The organism is Citrobacter sp. wls716 (genome assembly GCF_005280975.1).
Classification (GTDB): Bacteria; Pseudomonadota; Gammaproteobacteria; order Enterobacterales; family Enterobacteriaceae; genus Citrobacter; species Citrobacter youngae.
Window position 1 is genome coordinate 115,880 of the sequence record NZ_SZWX01000017.1, and the last position, 17,991, is coordinate 133,870.

Here is a 17,991-nt window from a genome sequence, read left to right on the forward strand (position 1 = left end):
CCGACGTCTGATTAACGTGCCAGCCACTGCTGTCCCAGCAGATCTGCCGTCAGAATAGCGGCATGGACGCTTTCAGGCGTCACCGGGAACGGCATATTGTGAATGGTTTCACCTTCCGCGCAGGTGGCTTTCGCAACGGCCATAATCTTAGCGTCGATGCCGTCTTTCACGCCCATTTGCGCCAGCGTTACCGGCAGATCTACTTTCTGGCAGAAATTCAGCACCGTTTCGATCTCTTCCATCGGGCTGTTCTGCAGCACCAGTTGCGCCAGCGTACCAAACGCCACTTTTTCACCGTGGTACAAATGGTGACACTCTTCCAGAATGGTGAAGCCATTATGGATGGCGTGTGCACCCGCAAGACCACTGCTTTCAAAGCCGATGCCGCTGAGATAGGTGTTCGCTTCCACGATACGTTCCAGAGCATCGGTCACCACGCCAGCTTGCGCCGCCAGGCGAGCCTTTTCACCTTCTGCCAGCAACGTATCATAGCACAAGCGCGCCAGGCTCAGGGCCGCCGCCGTGGACTGTCCTCCCGCCATGCTGGTCGCTCTGGCATCAAAACACGCTTTTGCTTCAAACCAGGTCGAGAGCGCATCGCCCATCCCGGCTACCAGCAGACGTACCGGCGCTTTGGCGATAATTGCCGTATCCATGACAACCATATCCGGGTTTTTCGGGTAGATCAGATATTCTTCGAACTCACCGGCTTCGGTATAGATAACAGACAGCGCACTGGTTGGCGCATCAGTTGAGGCGATAGTTGGGATCACCACCACCGGCAGTTTCTGGTAGTAACCGATCGCTTTGGCTGTATCCAGCGTTTTCCCACCGCCAATCCCAACCACACCACGGCAACCGTGCTGCTTCAGAATGGCAATCAGGCGATTAATTTCAACATGGCTGCATTCGCCATTGAAGCGTTCCGCGTGGCAACTAATACCGTGGCTGTGCAGGCCATTGAGTACTTTGTCTCCCGCCAGTTTCATGACGAAGTCATCTGCAATCACGAAAAAGCTGTCTGCCAGATTTTTAGCGTATTGACCAAATAAGGTAGAAGCGTCAGGACCCTGGAGATATTTGGCTGGAGATTGAATAACTTTTAGCATTCCTTTCATCCTCAAATAAGTACATGTTTTTACATGGTGAGCCCTGGCGTTAACCTGTTTAGCCTATTGCGAACGGCGAAAACGGGAGACCGGAGCGATGCAATAACTGTATGGCGAGGCGGGAACAAAAAAATCATTCGTCTTTTTGTTCTGATATGAAACAAATAAAAATGATATGCGTTCCATATTGAAACGGTTAACCCTGAAAATACTAAGGTTTGCGATCCCGATCCGTTCATTTTCCGACAAATCCTTGCAGAACGCGAAAATCAAATTCCCTTTGCCCCTCTCTGACGCCGTTAAAAGCAGTAACAAAACGTTTACTGTGCGGTGTGGCCAGCACTGAAAAGGCGATAAAAAAGTCGAGCGGGCTCGCATTGTGATCGTTCATCTCACAAATGCGTTCCATTACGGAACAAAAAATAACAATTACGTTCCGTAATGAAACTCATTTTGCCGCTGTTTTTTTCCACGCTGACTCCGCCAGAATCTCCCCATCGCCTCCGCACCATGACAATGCATTCGGGGGTTTGTCTTACACTCAACCTCGAGGAGCCGTTATGTCTCAATTCTTTTTTAATCAGCGTACCCAACTCGTTAACGACGTCATCGACGGTACGATTATCACCAGTCCGTGGAACAATCTGGCGCGTCTGGAAAGCGATCCGGCTATTCGCATCGTGGTACGTCGCGATCTCAACAAAGATAACGTGGCGGTCATTTCTGGCGGCGGTTCGGGACACGAACCTGCGCACGTTGGTTTTATCGGTAAAGGCATGCTCACCGCTGCGGTCTGTGGCGACGTGTTTGCGTCCCCGAGCGTAGATGCAGTGCTGACCGCAATCCAGGCGGTAACTGGCGAGGCAGGCTGTCTGTTGATCGTTAAAAATTACACCGGCGATCGTCTTAACTTCGGCCTCGCCGCCGAAAAAGCACGCCGCCTTGGCTATAACGTCGAAATGCTGATTGTCGGCGACGATATCTCCCTGCCGGATAACAAGCATCCTCGCGGGATTGCGGGCACCATCCTGGTTCATAAAGTGGCAGGCTATTTCGCTGAACGCGGCTACAACCTCGCTACCGTCCTGCGTGAAGCGCAGTATGCAGCAAGTAACACCTTCAGCCTGGGTGTCGCCATTTCCAGTTGCAACCTGCCGCAGGAAACCGACGCCGCACCGCGCCATCATGCGGGCCATGCCGAACTGGGCATGGGCATTCACGGCGAACCAGGTGCTTCGGTTATCGACACGCAAAACAGTGCGCAGGTGGTGAATTTGATGGTGGATAAACTGCTGGCGGCACTGCCCGAAACCGGCCGTCTGGCAGTAATGATTAATAACCTGGGCGGCGTGTCCGTTGCTGAAATGGCTATTATCACTCGGGAACTGGCAAACAGCCCACTGCATCCGCGTATCGACTGGCTGATTGGCCCGGCCTCGCTGGTCACCGCCCTGGATATGAAAGGTTTCTCGCTGACCGCCATCGTACTGGAAGAGAGCATCGAAAAAGCACTGTTAACCGAAGTAGAAACCAGCAGCTGGCCAACCCCGGTCCCACCACGCGAAATCAACTGTGTGCCGTCATCGCAGCGCAGCGCGCGTGTCGAATTTCAGCCCTCAGCCAACACGCTGGTTGCCGGGATTATTGAGCAGGTCACCGGAACGCTTTCCGATCTGGAAACACACCTCAACGCGCTGGATGCCAAAGTAGGCGATGGTGATACGGGTTCAACTTTTGCCGCTGGTGCACGTGAAATCGCTGACCTGCTGCATCGTCAGCGACTGCCACTGGATAACCTTGCCACGCTGTTCGCCCTGATCGGCGAACGCCTGACCGTGGTGATGGGCGGGTCCAGCGGCGTACTGATGTCCATCTTCTTTACCGCCGCCGGGCAGAAACTCGAACAAGGGGCTAACGTTGCCGAGGCGCTGAATACGGGCCTGGCGCAGATGAAGTTCTACGGTGGTGCAGACGAAGGTGACCGTACGATGATTGACGCGCTGCAACCCGCACTGACGTCTCTGCTGGCACAACCGCAAAACCTGCAAGCCGCTTTTGACGCCGCACAGGCAGGCGCAGAACGTACCTGTCTGTCGAGCAAAGCCAATGCGGGCCGCGCATCGTATCTCAGCGGCGAAAGCCTGCTGGGCAATATGGACCCCGGCGCGCACGCCGTCGCAATGGTGTTTAAAGCACTGGCAGAGAGTGAGTTGGGATAAGCCATAAGTGCCTGATGCGCTGCGCTTATCAGGCCTACGAGTGCAAAGCTTTGTAGGCCGGATAAGGCAACGCTGACATCCGGCGGAACGTTAACGATAAACGCGGATCCCGCCTTCTACGCCCCGGCTAAACAGTACTTGCCACAGCTCAATATCTCTGGCGCGGAACGCACCAGCACAAGCGCACAGGTAATAATTGAACATCCTTCTGAAAGTCGCGGAATAACGCGATGACAGCTCCGGCCACGCCTGATTAAACCGCGCATGCCAGGCCATCAGCGTTTTATCATAGTCACTGCCAAAGTTATGCCAGTCTTCCATCACGAATCGCGACTCGCTCGCTTCAGCAATATGAGAAATCGCCGGTAAGCAGCCATTCGGGAAAATATATTTATTGATCCACGGATCGACACTCATCCCTTTTTTATTGCTACCAATAGTATGTAACAGGAACAGCCCATCCGGTTTTAAACAACGGTCGGCGATGCTGAAATAGGTGTCGTAGTTTTTCGGCCCTACGTGTTCAAACATCCCCACGGAGACAATACGATCGTAGTGTTTATCGAGGTCGCGATAATCCTGCAGCAGAATATTAACGTCCAGCCCTTCACAGCGCTGCTGCGCCATTTTTTGCTGCTCTTTCGAGATAGTGACGCCTTCTACCGCCACGCCGTAATGACGCGCCGCATATTCGGCCAGCCCGCCCCAGCCACAACCAATATCGAGTAAACGCATACCCGGTTTCAGTTGCAGCTTCTCGCAAATCATTTTTAATTTGGCGTTTTGCGCATCTTCTAAAGTGGTTGCCTCTTTCCAGTAGCCACAGGAATATTGCATGTGGGGATCCAACATGAGTGCAAAGAGATCGTTGCCAATATCGTAGTGTTCTTTACCGACAATCCACGCACGACTGCGAGACTGCAAATTAAACAGGCGGGCGCTGGCAATACGTAATATATCTTTCAGATTTCCCGGCATTTGCTGGTCGAGTTTTGCTTTCAGAATTTTGCAGAACAGAACATCGAGGCGTTCACAGTCCCACCAGCCTTCCATATAGCTTTCGCCAAGCCCCAGGGAGCCTTGTTGCAGCACCCGTTTAAAGAAACCGGCATGATGAAGTTGAATGTCCCAGGGGCGGGAACCATTGATCTGAATATCTGCTTGCTGGAGCAGCTCTTTTCCCATTCGGGTCCAGTTATCATTTGTTTCATTGACGATGACAGCATCTGAACAAAGCGTGTTCATGGTATTTACCAAAAGTGGGGTATTAATTATTACGCAAGATTATTATGGAAAAAAGAATGTATGTATTATGATTTGCGGACAAGATCTATCGAACAGCGGCCACACCACCGGGAGCATTGACGATTTATTTATGGAAACTCTCGCGCAAAAACATTGGAATTCCTTCCCGGACGATTCCATGGCAGAACTGCCGCAGGACGTTTACTTTCGCTCTTATGTCCTGGAAGCCAACCACCATGTTCCGCAGCACTCACACGCTTTTATGCAGTTTCATTTTGCCCGCAAAGGCAGTATGCGCATTGATGTCGCCGGCAAGTGCTGGATAATCCCCGCGCATTACGGCATCTGGATCCCCAATAATACTGAGCATGCAGTTTGGGCGCTGGATGATGTGCATTTAGAGAATCTGGATATTAAACCGGGTTTTCTCGAAGAAAGTATCCATGAGTGTAAAGTCGTGGCGATCAGTGATTTCGCCAGAGAGTTTATTCATTACGCCACGAATTCAATTTCAGGCCATTATGATAGCCAGTCAAAAGAAGGCAAACTGGTCAGTGTGCTGGTTGACATTATTCTGCAATTACCAGAGGTCGCCTTTGTATTACCCTGGCCGCAGGATCGTGAATTAACCCATGTGTGCCGAACAATACAAGCGTCACCGGCGCTGGAACATTCAGTAGAGTATTGGGCACAACATTTGGGTATGTCTGCCCGTACCTTTTCGCGTCATTTCAAAAAAGAAACCGGATTACCCTTCAGCGTCTGGAAGCAAAAAATGCGAATTCTGGAGTCTGTACTCATGCTGAAGAAAAATAAAAGCGTAACCGCCGTGGCGCTCGATGTGGGATATTCAAGCACCGCAGCGTTTAGTTATGCATTCCGCCAGGCGTTTGGCGTTTCACCGTCACATTATTAATTAACGTTCCGACGTTGATGCCAGTAAGCCGCGGCACGCACCAACTGCTGATCGAAAGCCTCAGTAGCAAAGCGGGCGCTCAGGTTTTTCACCACTTTTCCTTCGCCAGTTATCCAAATGAAATAATCCTGTGCAGGTACGGTCAGCTGTGAAAGCTGATCATTCACTGCCTGTTCGTCATGGCCGACAAACCACTGAATCGTAAAACCATCGAGATGAGCGAAATAATCCTGATACGCTGCATCGTGTACGCTAACCAGCGCCGTCACGTTTGGACGTACCGCTAAACGACCGATCGCCTCCAGCCGACGACGTAGCGCAGGCATTCCAGATTCATCACACACGTAAACCTGGTACGCATAATCTTCTGGTACCACCAGCGAGCCACGCGGTCCGCCAATCGTCAATTTGTCACCTTCACGCGCATTCATCGCCCACGTACTCGCCACGCCGCCGTCGTGGATATAAAAATCCAGCGCCAGTTCATGGCGTGCCTGGTCATACAACGGCGTGTAATCACGGGATACCGGACGCACACCCTCCGGCCAGACAATCCCCTCATCCGTCACTACGGGCGGCACAAAGTGACTGCCCGGCTCAGGGAAAAAGACCTTGGTGTGGTCGTCAAAACCATGTGAGCTAAAACCATCCAGAGCGTCACCGCCCAGTACAATGCGCTGGAAACCCGCGCTGATACGTTCAACCCGCAGGACGGTCAGTTCACGGAAGCGCAGCTCATTGCGAACGCGCTGTGGATAGCGTGGAATGTTATTTGTCATTTTTTCGCCTTCGTGACAGAGATTAGATATATCTAAATAAATTTTAAATGATAATGATTGCTAATTGAGAATATTGCAAGAACTTTTTTGATAGAGTATGGATAGCGCCCCCCAAACGCGAAACAAAAAAATAAATATATAAATCAATAAATTAAATTAATATTCCTGCATACACTTGCAAATAGAAAAAGTTTAGATATAAATTAGATATATCTAAATAACGTCAGGAGATGAATGATGCAAGATCATCATGAAGGGTGCTGCAAACATGCAGAACACCAGCACGAAGGCTGCTGTAAGGGTGAAGGACATCGCCACGAAGGTCATCACAGCGAACACCACGAAGGTTGCTGTAAAGGTGAAGAACGTCATCACGAAGGCTGTAACAAAGAACACCACCATGAGCATGGCTGCGGACACCGCCACGGTCGCGGCGGCGGTGGCGGTCGACGTCAGCGTTTCTTCGGCCACGGCGAATTACGGCTGGTGATTCTCGATATTTTGACCCGCGATGCCAGTCACGGTTATGAGCTAATCAAAGCCATTGAAACATTGACTCAGGGTAATTACACCCCAAGCCCGGGCGTGATTTATCCGACACTGGATTTCTTGCAGGATCAGTCGCTTATCGCCATCCGTGACGAGGAAGGCGGACGTAAGCAAATCACAATCACCGAGCAAGGCCTGCAATGGCTGGAAGAGAACCAGGAACATCTGGAACATATCCACGAACGTATTAAAGCACGCTGTGTCGGCTTTGAATTACGCAAGAATCCACAGATGAAAAGAGCACTGGAGAATTTTAAAGCCGTGCTGGATCTGCGGGTCAATCACGGTGACACCAGCGAAGCGCAAATCAAGAAGATCATCGGTATTATCGATCGCGCATCGCTGGACATCACCCAGCTTGATTAAGCAGGCTGCGCGTCCTCTTTACGTACGCGGAACACTTTAATCATCTCTTTTAAGTGTAATGCCTGTTCGTTTAATGACGCCGCTGCCGCAACGGACTCTTCTACCAGACAGGAGTTCTGTTGCGTGGTGGTGTCGATAAGGCCAATCGCACTGTTAATCTGCGAAATACCGTCCGTCTGCTCGCGGCTGGCCTGACCAATTTCCCGCAATATCACATCCATTTCTTCAACGTTAGTGACCATTCCATTGATCAACGCGTTGGCTTTTTCAACCAGCACCAGTCCTTCCCGGGTTTGACTGGTGGAGTCTTCAATCAGATTGCGGATCTCACTGGCAGACGATGCGCTTTTTTGCGCCAGTTGACGCACTTCTCCGGCTACTACCGCGAAACCACGTCCATGCTCACCGGCGCGCGCCGCTTCGACAGCCGCATTCAGCGCCAAAATATTGGTTTGAAAAGCAATCGAATCTATCAGGTTGATAATCTCTGACATACGGTTAGAGGTTTCATTAATCACGCGTATTTTCTGCGTCACCTGATTCATCATCTCACCGTTGTTTTTCACCACCGCCGCCGCTCCCGTAGACAACTTCGTCGCTTCATGGGTATGGTCTGCCGTCGTTTTGACCGTCGCGGTAATTTGTTCCATTGACGCCGCAGTCTGTTCTACCGAGCTTGCCTGTTCTTCGGTACGCGCAGCCAAATCCTGATTACCCGCGACAATCTGCGCCGCCGCCGCAGAGATATTTTCGGAGCCGTTTTGCACTTCCTCGACAATCTCTAACAGTCGGGTTTTCATTGCCATCAGCGCTTGCAGCAGCACACCGGTCTCATCCTTCTGTTCCATACTGATGTTGCGAGTAAGGTCGCCCTGCGCAATCGCCTCGGCAAACTGCACAGCTTCATTAAGAGGTCGGGTAATTGAGCGCACAATATACCACCCCATCACACAACCGGCGGCAATGCTTATCAGCGCCAGAGTAATCAACAGCGCGCGATTGGTGTGGAAATCATATTCCACCTGAGCGCCCGCCTTCTGCATCTGGGCATCTTCAATGGCGATCAATTCCTGCACTTTTGCTTTATACGCCTGCTGCACATTCACCGTGCGGGTCATCATCTCGTGCATCGCACCGGAGCGATCGTGATTCTGCAGCGCCTGCAGAATGCGGAATCGGGAAGCCAGATACTGCTCACGCACATCGCGGATATCCGCAACAATTTTTTTGGATGCATCATTGAGAGGTGCAGCACTCAGCGCATCCAGCAGAGCAGAAATTTGCTGGCTGATGGTATCGAGCTTTTCCTGGGACGCCTGGATCCATTTGCCTTCCTCATCCAATAACATCAATTGTTGAGTACTGACAAACTCCTGAAAATTATCAATGAGCAGATTGGCTTTTACCGTAATCGGATAGTCATTGGTAATGATGTTCTGCATCCCACTGTTACTACGATCCAGACTCAACAGCGAAAGGCCCGAACTCACCATCATCAGTACAATAAACAAACCAAACGCGATAAATAATTTCGAGCGAATCTTTACGTTATGCAAGAACATATTTTCTCCCTGGAGACAGTTTTCTTCAGACAGATATCCTTATCGGTCAACACTCACCTAACTTTATGATATTGATCGTTTTTTAATTTTCATCAATGTTACGAAATAGTTTTTGACGATGAATAAAGCAAGACCGATCGTTATATAAGCGATATTTAACAATATTTAAAAACAGGACACTCGCGGTCAGAACGGAATAAGGAAAATAGAATCGTAATACCAAAGTGGTATTATTTAATATATGATTAACAAAATCATTACAAAAACGCCTACCGGGGACGATAAGCGTTTGGCGGGAAAATGGGATAGGGTGAGAATTAATGCAGCACGGTCACCGCATCTTCCAGGCGACCGGCACGATGTTTCACCATTGCTGAAATCTGCGCGCTCTCTTCGACCAGTTCGGCATTTTTCTGCGTAATATTGCTCAACTCATTTACGGCACGGGTCAGGCTGGAAAGACCATCTGACTGCTCCAGCGTTGAATGGCTGATTTGAGCAATCAACTGCGTCACATTCTGGACCTGCGCCACAATATCATCCATTGTCCGCCCTGCGGCATGAACCTGATCGGAGCCGGACTGCACCTTGTCGGCGCTGGCATCAATCAGTTTACGGATGTCATTTGCTGCGCTTGCACTACGACTGGCAAGATGGCGTACCTCTCCGGCCACCACCGCAAATCCTTTTCCTTGTTCGCCAGCCCTGGCCGCTTCAACCGCCGCATTCAGCGCCAGAATATTTGTCTGGAAGGCGATATCGTTAATCAGGGTCGTGATAGTGCCGATCCGTTGGGTGCTGTTGGCAATATCGTCCATTGTTTTAATGACTGTATCCATCGCCTCACCGCCCTGTGTCGCTGCGCTGCTGGCGGCAATAGACAGCTTGTCAGCCGCCGCTGCTGTCGCAGAGTTTTGCTTCACCGATGCCGCCATCTGATTCATGGTGGTGACCGTTTCCTGCACATTTTCTACCGTCTGCTGCGTATGCTTGTTTAAATCATCGCTGCCTTTCGCCAGCGTTTCACTGTCGTTACGCACACAGCTGACCTGACTCGACACGTCATGAATAAGCCAACGGCACATTAACCCTAGCTGCCCCACCGCCCGTAGCATCAGACCCAGTTCATCGCTACGGTTAAGATGGGTCACGCTGTTGCGCTCACCGGTCGCGACTTTCAGTGCCTGCTGGGCAACATTCTCAATGGGACGCACAATCTGCCATTCGAAAATAACCGTCGCCAGCATCATCACCAGCGCGCTCACCAACAGTTGCGGCCATTCAGCGCCCATCTGCTGTAGCGCAGTTGCCAGGATGACAAACATAAAAGCCATGACACTGCGTACCCGCCAGCGAACCGGAAGCGACGGGAGTTTACCCAACCAGCCTTTACGTACCACCAGCCCCTTATGGACGCGCCGATGACAACGGCCTTCATTGAGTGCTTTATATAAAGGTTCGACCGCCGCGATTTCCGCTTCCGTCGCCCGGGTACGGATCGACATATACCCGGTTACACGTCCTTCCCGCACCATCGGCACCGCATTGGCCCTCACCCAGTAGTGATCGCCATTCTTCCGCCGGTTTTTCACAATACCGCTCCACGGTTCCCCCTGTTTCAGGGTGTACCACATATCCGCAAACGCCGCTTTCGGCATGTCCGGGTGACGAACCAGGTTGTGCGGCTGAGCAAGCAATTCATTCAGCTGATAGCCGCTGACCTGAACAAAGGTATCGTTCGCATGGGTGATATAGCTTTGTAAATCGGTGGTCGACATGAGGGTGATATCATCATCCAGCGGTGTATTTTGCTGACTAACGTAGGGATGAGAAGACATGGTTGCGTCCTGTGCAGGTTATCTGGTTGTTAACTCTTTCGGCTTATGTTATTTCGGCGCTAATCTTTTTAACTTTAGTTGTTAAATTTGATTTAGATCGCAATTTGCGATTAAACCTCAAAATTTGTATGTTTTCTAATTCATTGATTTAAAATACTTTCATTGCGTAACTATTCAATGCACCTTCACTCAGCGCACTGCAATAGTGCAATTTTTGCCCACTTTTAGCGCAATAACGCGTTTTTCTCGTCGGTTTTACGCGCGTAAACCTGGGCAAAATGCCAGCAAATGTTAATGTTTGAGATTAAATGTTGTACAAGCAAGATCTTCCCTGGTGTTTATCCCGATTTTCGTTAAGCGCGTCGGGATGGCGCAATCCCTGCAATACTTAATTCAGTATCATGTGATACGCGAGCTCCGGGAGCATATTTTGAACAGGTTACCTTCCAGCGCATCGGCTCTGGCCTGCAGCGCACACGCACTGAATCTCATCGAGAAGCGAACGCTTGATCATGAGGAAATGAAAGCACTAAACCGAGAGGTGATTGATTACTTCAAAGAGCATGTCAATCCGGGGTTCTTAGAGTATAGAAAATCTGTAACTGCCGGCGGGGATTACGGAGCCGTAGAGTGGCAAGCGGGAAGCCTGAATACGCTTGTCGACACCCAGGGACAGGAGTTTGTCGATTGCCTGGGAGGTTTTGGAATTTTCAACGTGGGGCACCGTAATCCAGTAGTGGTCTCCGCCGTACAGAATCAACTCGCGAAGCAACCTCTGCACAGCCAGGAATTACTTGACCCATTACGGGCCATGCTGGCAAAAACGCTTGCTGCACTGGCTCCCGGAAAGCTGAAATACAGTTTCTTCAGTAACAGCGGGACCGAGTCGGTTGAAGCGGCGCTAAAACTGGCGAAAGCGTATCAATCGCCGCGCGGTAAATTTACATTTATTGCCACCAGCGGAGCCTTCCACGGTAAATCGCTGGGGTCGCTATCCGCCACCGCTAAATCAACCTTCCGCAAACCGTTTATGCCGCTGCTGCCGGGCTTCCGCCATGTTCCTTTTGGCGATATTGATGCCATGCGCACCGTCCTGAGCGAATGCAAAAAGACCGGCGACGATGTTGCCGCCGTGATTCTGGAGCCAATCCAGGGGGAAGGAGGCGTGATCCTGCCGCCGCAAGGGTATTTAACCGCGGTACGTAAACTTTGCGATGAGTTTGGCGCGCTGATGATCCTCGACGAAGTGCAAACCGGCATGGGGCGCACCGGCAAGATGTTCGCCTGCGAACATGAAAACGTGCAGCCTGACATTCTGTGTCTGGCCAAGGCGCTTGGGGGTGGCGTAATGCCAATTGGCGCGACCATTGCCACTGAAGAAGTGTTCTCCGTCCTGTTCGACAATCCTTTCCTGCATACCACCACGTTCGGTGGCAACCCGCTCTCATGCGCGGCGGCGCTGGCGACCATTAACGTCCTGCTGGAGCAAAATTTACCCGCTCAGGCAGAGCAGAAAGGCGATATGTTGCTGGATGGCTTCCGTCACCTGGCGCGTGAATATCCGGATCTGGTACACGACGTTCGCGGCAAAGGCATGCTGATGGCGATTGAGTTTGTCGATAATGAGATTGGCTACAGCTTTGCCAGTGAAATGTTCCGTCAGCGAGTGCTGGTCGCCGGAACACTGAATAACGCGAAGACGATCCGTATCGAACCGCCGTTAACATTAACGATCGAGCAATGCGAACTGGTATTGCGATCAACCCGCAAAGCCCTGGCCGCATTACGGGTGAGCGTGGAGCAGGTCTAACCACTGCCGGATGGCGATACTAACGTATCTTATCCGGTCTACTAAAGGACCTCCTTTGTAGGCCGGTTAAGGACCGGAAGGCTGGTCACCGCTGTTTAACGGTGCGGCCACACAATCCCATGCGGATGCGGTAGTTAGCGTGATGCTCGATCCGAAAGAGTTCAACACATATGTCCCACTTGGCACCGCAGCGCTGACCAATCCGGCCTTCGGCGCGGACATATACTGGCGCGGACGCGTCTGGGTGGATCAGTTCTGGTTCGGGCTAAAAGGGATGGCGCGTTATGGCTATCGCGCTGAAGCATTAAAACTGGCCGATACTTTCTTCCAGCATGCCAAAGGGCTGACGGCAGAAGGTCCAATTCAGGAAAACTACAACCCGTTGACCGGCGCACAGCAGGGTGCACCTAACTTCTCCTGGAGCGCCGCGCATCTCTACATGCTGTATAACGATTTTCTTAAACAGCAGTAACGTCGATTGGCTCTCCTGAAAAGGAGAGCCTCTTTTTTGAATCCCATCACAATCACGGCATTCCCCTTTTCCCTTTTACGCGGCGACGGCTAAATTAGTAACTCATCCGACCACATAACAATAATTTTACATACTGGACACCTTTATGAGCTATCCGTCGCTGTTCGCCCCGCTCGATTTGGGATTCACCACGCTTAAAAACCGCGTGCTGATGGGTTCAATGCATACCGGTCTGGAAGAGTATCCTGATGGTGCAGAACGGCTAGCCGCGTTCTATGCTGAACGCGCTCGTCACGGCGTAGCCCTGATTGTGACCGGAGGAATTGCGCCCGCGTTATCGGGCGTGGGTATGGAAGGCGGGGCGATGCTGAACGACACTAGCCAGCTCGTACACCATCGCGTCATTACCGATGCGGTTCACGATGAAGGCGGGAAAATCGCCCTGCAAATCCTGCACACTGGTCGCTACAGCTATCAACCGCATCTGGTTGCGCCTTCAGCCATTCAGGCCCCTATTAACCGCTTTACGCCGCATGAGCTGACGCACGATGAAGTGCTGCAACTGATTGAAGATTTTGCCCATTGCGCCCAACTGGCGCGGGAAGCGGGCTACGATGGCGTAGAAGTGATGGGGTCGGAAGGGTATCTGATCAACGAATTCCTGACTCTGCGCACCAATCAGCGCAATGACCAATGGGGCGGCGAGTATACCAACCGCATGCGTTTTGCCGTGGAAGTCGTGCGGGCGGTACGCCAGCGCGCCGGCAATGACTTTATTATTATCTTCCGCCTGTCGATGCTCGACCTGGTGGAAAACGGCGGAACCTTCGACGAAACCGTCCAGCTTGCACAGGCGATAGAAGCTGCAGGCGCCACCATTATTAACACCGGTATTGGCTGGCATGAGGCACGCATTCCCACTATCGCGACCCCGGTACCGCGCGGCGCGTTTAGTTGGGTGACGCGAAAGCTGAAAGGGCATGTGACGATCCCACTGGTTACCACCAACCGCATTAACGATCCTAAAGTCGCCGATGATATTCTGGCCCGTGGCGATGCCGATATGGTGTCGATGGCTCGCCCGTTCCTCGCCGATGCCGAACTGCTGTCAAAAGCGCAAAGCGGACGAGCGGATGAGATCAATACCTGTATCGGCTGTAACCAGGCCTGCCTGGATCAGATCTTCGTCGGCAAAGTCACCTCTTGCCTGGTCAATCCGCGCGCTTGCCATGAAACCAAAATGCCGATCGTTGCGGCCACTCATCCGAAAAATCTGGCGGTGGTCGGCGCGGGCCCTGCGGGTCTCGCCTTCGCCATTAATGCCGCCGCGCGCGGGCATCACGTTACGCTGTTTGACGCATATGGCGAGATTGGCGGGCAGTTTAATATCGCCAAACAGATCCCCGGCAAGGAAGAATTCTATGAAACCCTGCGCTACTACCGCCGGATGATCGACGTGACTGGCGTAACGCTGAAACTGAATCACTTTGTCAGCGCACGCGATCTGCACACCTTCGACGACGTGATCCTCGCCAGCGGGATCGAGCCGCGCATGCCGCCGATCGAGGGGATCGATCACCCTAAAGTGCTGAGCTATCTCGACGTCCTGCGCGATAAGACGCCAGTGGGTAAACGCGTGGCGATCGTTGGCTGTGGCGGGATCGGTTTTGATACCGCCATGTATCTGAGCCAGCCTGGCGATCCCACCAGCCAGAACATTGCCGAGTTCTGCGTGGAATGGGGAATCGACACCAGTCTGCAACAGCCCGGCGGTTTACGTCCGGAAGGCCCACATCTACCCCGCAGCCCACGCCAGATAGTGATGTTGCAGCGTAAAGCCAGTAAACCAGGACAAGGTTTAGGCAAAACAACGGGATGGATCCACCGTGCTACCCTGCTTTCACGCGGCGTAAAAATGATCCCGGCGGTGAGCTATCAGAAGATCGATGATGACGGGTTACACGTGATGATCAACGGCGAGCTACAGATCCTGAATGTGGATCACGTGGTGATTTGCGCCGGACAAGAGCCACGCCGTGAACTGGTCGATCCGCTGCACGCGGCAGGTAAAACGGTGCATCTGATCGGCGGCTGCGATGTGGCAATGGAACTGGATGCCCGACGCGCTATTGCACAAGGCACCCGACTGGCACTGGAAATTTAACGTCACGTCTTTCGTAGGCCGGATAAGGAGTTAGCCGCCATCCGGCACACGCGATTAGCGGCGGCGACCAGTTTTGACCGCTTTCAGCACCACGAATTTATTATTGCTGGCGATGGTCACGCAGTTGCCGAAAATCTTCTTCAGCTTGTGGAAGTAGTCGAGGTGGCGGTTGGCCACGATGTACAGTTCACCATTGATTTTCAGGCAACGGCGCGCGTGGTGGAACATCTCCCAGGCGATGTTATCGGTCAGCGCATGCTTCTGGTGGAACGGCGGGTTACACAACACAGCGTTAAAGCGGAAAGGCTCCACGCCAGACAGCGCGTTGTTGATCATAAACTCGCAGCGATCCAATGCTTCCGGCATGTTGCTTTCGACGTTCAGACGGCTTGAAGCCACCGCCATCGGCGATTCATCCACAAAGACCACTCTGGCTTGCGGGTTCTTCTCCAGCAAAGTCAGGCCAATCACACCGTTGCCACAACCGAGATCGACAATCTCGCCTTCGAGGTTTTCCGGCAGATGTTCCATAAAGAAGCGCGCACCAATATCCAGCCCGGTACGGGAGAAGACGTTGGCGTGGTTATGGATAATCCACTCGGTGCCTTCCAGCTTCCAGCTCAACGTTTGCGAGGCGGCGGCCAGCTCAGGTTTGCTGAACGTACAGTTGATCAGACGGGCTTTTTTCCACGCCAGCGTCGTGGTGGTTGGCCCCAACACTTTTTCGAACAGCTCCAGCGTCGAGGTATGCACATCGCGCGCCTTCGCGCCCGCGATGATGCGCGTTTGTGGCGTCACCACTTCACGCAGCGCGCGCAGTTGCTGTTCCAGCAGCGCCATGGTTTTTGGCAGCTTAATCAGCACCACGCCCGGCGCCTGCGGATATTCAGCGGTACTGTCGAGGAATTTGACGCTCGACTCGGCAATATCGTTGTGACGCAGGTTCTCGCGTGTGGCAAGCTCGCTGAGATAAGAGTCGCCAATGCTATACGGCGTATGTTCCGCCAGCGCACAGCCCAGCGCGCCGAAAGTATCATTCAGGAGAAGCACCGGGCCGCTAATCTCGGTATCGTCCAGCTGTTGCAGCAGATATTCATCTGCAGCTTCCCACGCCAGCAGCGGGTTAACGTCATCCGTCTCCGGGAAACGTTTAAGTGACAGCGAACGGAAACCGTTGTCTATGTGGCTCATCGGCCCTCCTGAATGGTAAAATTTCGGCGTATCCCTGAAAAGGGTGCGTGAGTATACACTTTTTATACTTTATATGGGGCACTAATGAGTCAGTTGACCTATCTGCAAGGCTACCCGGAGAATTTACTTTCCCAGGTTCGTACGCTGATTGCTGAACAGCGTCTGGGGGCGGTGCTGGAGAAGCGCTATCCGGGTACGCATGACTTCGCGACCGACAAAGCGCTCTGGCAATATACCCAGGATCTGAAAAATCAGTTTCTGCGAAACGCCCCGCCGCTGAATAAAGTCATGTATGACAGTAAGATACACGTGTTGAAAAATGCGCTGGGACTGCATACTGCCGTCTCCCGCGTGCAGGGTGGCAAGCTCAAAGCCAAAGCGGAAATCCGCGTGGCGACCGTTTTTCGCAATGCCCCCGAACCCTTTTTACGCATGATCGTCGTGCATGAACTGGCGCATCTGAAAGAAAAAGAGCACGACAAAGCGTTTTACCAGCTCTGCTGCCATATGGAGCCTCAGTATCACCAACTGGAGTTCGATACCCGCCTGTGGTTAACGCAACAATCGTTAAAGCAAACTGCGCCGTAGCGCACTGGCTTTGTCTTCAGGGCATGCTAAATTGACGCAAGGATCCCTTTTCGCAGCCTGAAGGCCTTTATGATACGTTTCTCAGTAATTGGCACAAACTGGATCACCCGCCAGTTTGTCGATGCCGCCCATGAAACCGGCAAGTATAAGTTAACCGCAGTCTATTCCCGTAGCCTTGAGCAGGCACAGACCTTCGCCAACGATTACCCCGTCGAGCATCTGTTTACCTCGCTGGAGGCCATGGCGCAAAGCGACGCGATTGATGCCGTTTACATTGCCAGTCCGAACTCTCTGCACTTCCCGCAGACAACGCTGTTTCTACAGCACAAAAAGCATGTCATTTGTGAGAAACCGCTGGCCTCAAACCTGGCGCAAGCCGAAGCCGCTATCGCCTGCGCGCGTGAAAACCAGGTGGTGCTGTTTGAAGCATTTAAGACCGCCAGCCTGCCTAACTTCCTGCTGTTACAGGAATCTCTTCCCAAAGTTGGAAGAATCAGAAAAGCGTTTATCAATTACTGCCAGTACTCCTCGCGTTACCAGCGCTATCTCGACGGTGAAAATCCCAATACGTTTAATCCGGCGTTCTCCAATGGCTCGATTATGGATATCGGTTTTTACTGCCTGGCCTCGGCGGTTGCGCTGTGGGGCGAACCACTGAGCGTTCAGGCCAGCGCCAGCCTGCTGGAAAGCGGCGTGGATGCCCACGGCGTGGTCGTACTCAATTACGGCGATTTTAGCGTCACGTTGCAGCACTCGAAAGTCAGTGATTCCGTACTGGCCAGCGAAATTCAGGGCGAATCAGGGTCACTGGTTATCGAGAAGATTTCCGAGTGTCAGAAAGTGTGCTTTATTCCGCGCGGGGGCAAAACGCAGGATCTTACGGTGCCTCAGCACATCAATACTATGCTGTATGAGGCAGAGGCGTTTGCCCATTTGGTTGAATCCGGCGAAGTGGATCACCCGGCACTGGCCGTCAGTCGTATCACCGCTAAACTGCAAACGGAAATTCGCCGCCAGACCGGCGTGGTTTTCCCGGCAGACGAAGCGGTAACCTCGCTGACTGCGTAAATGTGTGTAAAACGAATGTTGCAGGCCATTGACTGAATGCATGGCCTGTAATATTTTGTAACCCGCAAAGGGGAGTAACTTTGTTGTCGGTTGATCGTCATTACGATGTGTGAAA

The 17,991-nt window shown here is 52.3% G+C and carries 13 protein-coding genes and 1 pseudogene; 8 read left to right on the forward strand and 6 right to left on the reverse strand.

All coding sequences use genetic code 11. The features are described from left to right. Positions 1–11: 11 nt before the first annotated feature. Positions 12–1,109: a glycerol dehydrogenase gene (locus tag FDX24_RS01895; RefSeq protein ID WP_005131422.1), complete on the reverse strand. Its 1,098-nt coding sequence runs from the start codon at positions 1,107–1,109 to the stop codon at positions 12–14. A gap of 560 nt (positions 1,110–1,669) precedes the next feature. Between FDX24_RS01895 and FDX24_RS01905 the strand changes: the two genes are divergently transcribed. Continuing rightward, the gene (locus tag FDX24_RS01905) at positions 1,670–3,328 is read left to right on the forward strand and encodes a glycerone kinase (RefSeq protein ID WP_137363743.1); all 1,659 of its coding nucleotides are present in this window, start codon (positions 1,670–1,672) and stop codon (positions 3,326–3,328) included. Between the two features lie 90 nt (positions 3,329–3,418). Here FDX24_RS01905 and cfa read toward each other — a convergent pair whose 3' ends face one another. Then, positions 3,419–4,573, reverse strand: coding sequence for a cyclopropane fatty acyl phospholipid synthase (gene cfa, locus FDX24_RS01910; RefSeq protein WP_048213327.1), 1,155 nt, complete (start codon positions 4,571–4,573; stop codon positions 3,419–3,421). Positions 4,574–4,640: 67 nt separating this feature from the next. On the opposite strand from cfa, the gene FDX24_RS01915 reads away from it, so the two are divergent. Beyond that, positions 4,641–5,489, forward strand: coding sequence for an AraC family transcriptional regulator (locus FDX24_RS01915; RefSeq protein WP_040230561.1), 849 nt, complete (start codon positions 4,641–4,643; stop codon positions 5,487–5,489). Here the strand turns inward: FDX24_RS01915 and FDX24_RS01920 are convergent. Next, the gene (locus FDX24_RS01920) at positions 5,486–6,268 is read right to left on the reverse strand and encodes a siderophore-interacting protein (protein ID WP_137363744.1); all 783 of its coding nucleotides are present in this window, start codon (positions 6,266–6,268) and stop codon (positions 5,486–5,488) included. The genes FDX24_RS01915 and FDX24_RS01920 overlap by 4 nt on opposite strands. 237 nt (positions 6,269–6,505) lie before the next feature. On the opposite strand from FDX24_RS01920, the gene FDX24_RS01925 reads away from it, so the two are divergent. After that, on the forward strand, positions 6,506–7,183 hold the full coding sequence (locus FDX24_RS01925) for a PadR family transcriptional regulator (RefSeq protein ID WP_005131432.1): 678 nt from the start codon (positions 6,506–6,508) through the stop codon (positions 7,181–7,183). On the opposite strand, the gene FDX24_RS01930 is transcribed toward FDX24_RS01925, so the two are convergent. Next, positions 7,180–8,745, reverse strand: a complete 1,566-nt coding sequence (locus FDX24_RS01930; protein WP_137363745.1) for a methyl-accepting chemotaxis protein — start codon at positions 8,743–8,745, stop codon at positions 7,180–7,182. The genes FDX24_RS01925 and FDX24_RS01930 overlap by 4 nt on opposite strands. Before the next feature lie 317 nt (positions 8,746–9,062). After that, entirely contained in the window at positions 9,063–10,583 is a 1,521-nt protein-coding gene (locus FDX24_RS01935) for a PAS domain-containing methyl-accepting chemotaxis protein (RefSeq protein WP_048213331.1), read from the reverse strand. A gap of 430 nt (positions 10,584–11,013) precedes the next feature. On the opposite strand from FDX24_RS01935, the gene ygjG reads away from it, so the two are divergent. The 3 genes and pseudogenes from ygjG (at position 11,014) to FDX24_RS01950 (ending at position 15,029) form a co-directional block, all read left to right on the forward strand. Then, on the forward strand, positions 11,014–12,393 hold the full coding sequence (gene ygjG / locus FDX24_RS01940; RefSeq protein ID WP_167335587.1) for a putrescine aminotransferase: 1,380 nt from the start codon (positions 11,014–11,016) through the stop codon (positions 12,391–12,393). Between the two features lie 70 nt (positions 12,394–12,463). Then, a pseudogene (locus tag FDX24_RS01945) lies at positions 12,464–12,865 on the forward strand (alpha-glucosidase); the annotation flags it as partial. Positions 12,866–13,010: 145 nt separating this feature from the next. Beyond that, positions 13,011–15,029 (forward strand): NADPH-dependent 2,4-dienoyl-CoA reductase, encoded by a 2,019-nt coding sequence (locus tag FDX24_RS01950; protein WP_137363746.1) that lies wholly within the window; start codon positions 13,011–13,013, stop codon positions 15,027–15,029. A gap of 54 nt (positions 15,030–15,083) precedes the next feature. On the opposite strand, the gene rlmG is transcribed toward FDX24_RS01950, so the two are convergent. After that, positions 15,084–16,220, reverse strand: coding sequence for a 23S rRNA (guanine(1835)-N(2))-methyltransferase RlmG (gene rlmG / locus FDX24_RS01955; RefSeq protein ID WP_137363747.1), 1,137 nt, complete (start codon positions 16,218–16,220; stop codon positions 15,084–15,086). An 84-nt stretch (positions 16,221–16,304) separates the two neighbouring features. Between rlmG and FDX24_RS01960 the strand changes: the two genes are divergently transcribed. Both FDX24_RS01960 and FDX24_RS01965 read left to right on the forward strand, forming a co-directional pair. Beyond that, entirely contained in the window at positions 16,305–16,808 is a 504-nt protein-coding gene (locus FDX24_RS01960) for a M48 family metallopeptidase (RefSeq protein ID WP_048213335.1), read from the forward strand. Positions 16,809–16,877: 69 nt separating this feature from the next. Then, the gene (locus FDX24_RS01965; RefSeq protein WP_137363748.1) at positions 16,878–17,876 is read left to right on the forward strand and encodes a Gfo/Idh/MocA family protein; all 999 of its coding nucleotides are present in this window, start codon (positions 16,878–16,880) and stop codon (positions 17,874–17,876) included. Positions 17,877–17,991 lie beyond the last annotated feature (115 nt).

What these genes read in the sequence shown, in the direction of transcription:
- FDX24_RS01895 (WP_005131422.1), bottom strand. Translation starts at nt 1,109, where the DNA reads ATGCTAAAAGTTATTCAATCTCCAGCCAAATATCTCCAGGGTCCTGAC.
- FDX24_RS01905 (WP_137363743.1), top strand. Translation starts at nt 1,670, where the DNA reads ATGTCTCAATTCTTTTTTAATCAGCGTACCCAACTCGTTAACGACGTC.
- cfa (WP_048213327.1), bottom strand. Translation starts at nt 4,573, where the DNA reads ATGAACACGCTTTGTTCAGATGCTGTCATCGTCAATGAAACAAATGAT.
- FDX24_RS01915 (WP_040230561.1), top strand. Translation starts at nt 4,641, where the DNA reads ATGATTTGCGGACAAGATCTATCGAACAGCGGCCACACCACCGGGAGC.
- FDX24_RS01920 (WP_137363744.1), bottom strand. Translation starts at nt 6,268, where the DNA reads ATGACAAATAACATTCCACGCTATCCACAGCGCGTTCGCAATGAGCTG.
- FDX24_RS01925 (WP_005131432.1), top strand. Translation starts at nt 6,506, where the DNA reads ATGCAAGATCATCATGAAGGGTGCTGCAAACATGCAGAACACCAGCAC.
- FDX24_RS01930 (WP_137363745.1), bottom strand. Translation starts at nt 8,745, where the DNA reads ATGTTCTTGCATAACGTAAAGATTCGCTCGAAATTATTTATCGCGTTT.
- FDX24_RS01935 (WP_048213331.1), bottom strand. Translation starts at nt 10,583, where the DNA reads ATGTCTTCTCATCCCTACGTTAGTCAGCAAAATACACCGCTGGATGAT.
- FDX24_RS01950 (WP_137363746.1), top strand. Translation starts at nt 13,011, where the DNA reads ATGAGCTATCCGTCGCTGTTCGCCCCGCTCGATTTGGGATTCACCACG.
- rlmG (WP_137363747.1), bottom strand. Translation starts at nt 16,220, where the DNA reads ATGAGCCACATAGACAACGGTTTCCGTTCGCTGTCACTTAAACGTTTC.
- FDX24_RS01960 (WP_048213335.1), top strand. Translation starts at nt 16,305, where the DNA reads ATGAGTCAGTTGACCTATCTGCAAGGCTACCCGGAGAATTTACTTTCC.
- FDX24_RS01965 (WP_137363748.1), top strand. Translation starts at nt 16,878, where the DNA reads ATGATACGTTTCTCAGTAATTGGCACAAACTGGATCACCCGCCAGTTT.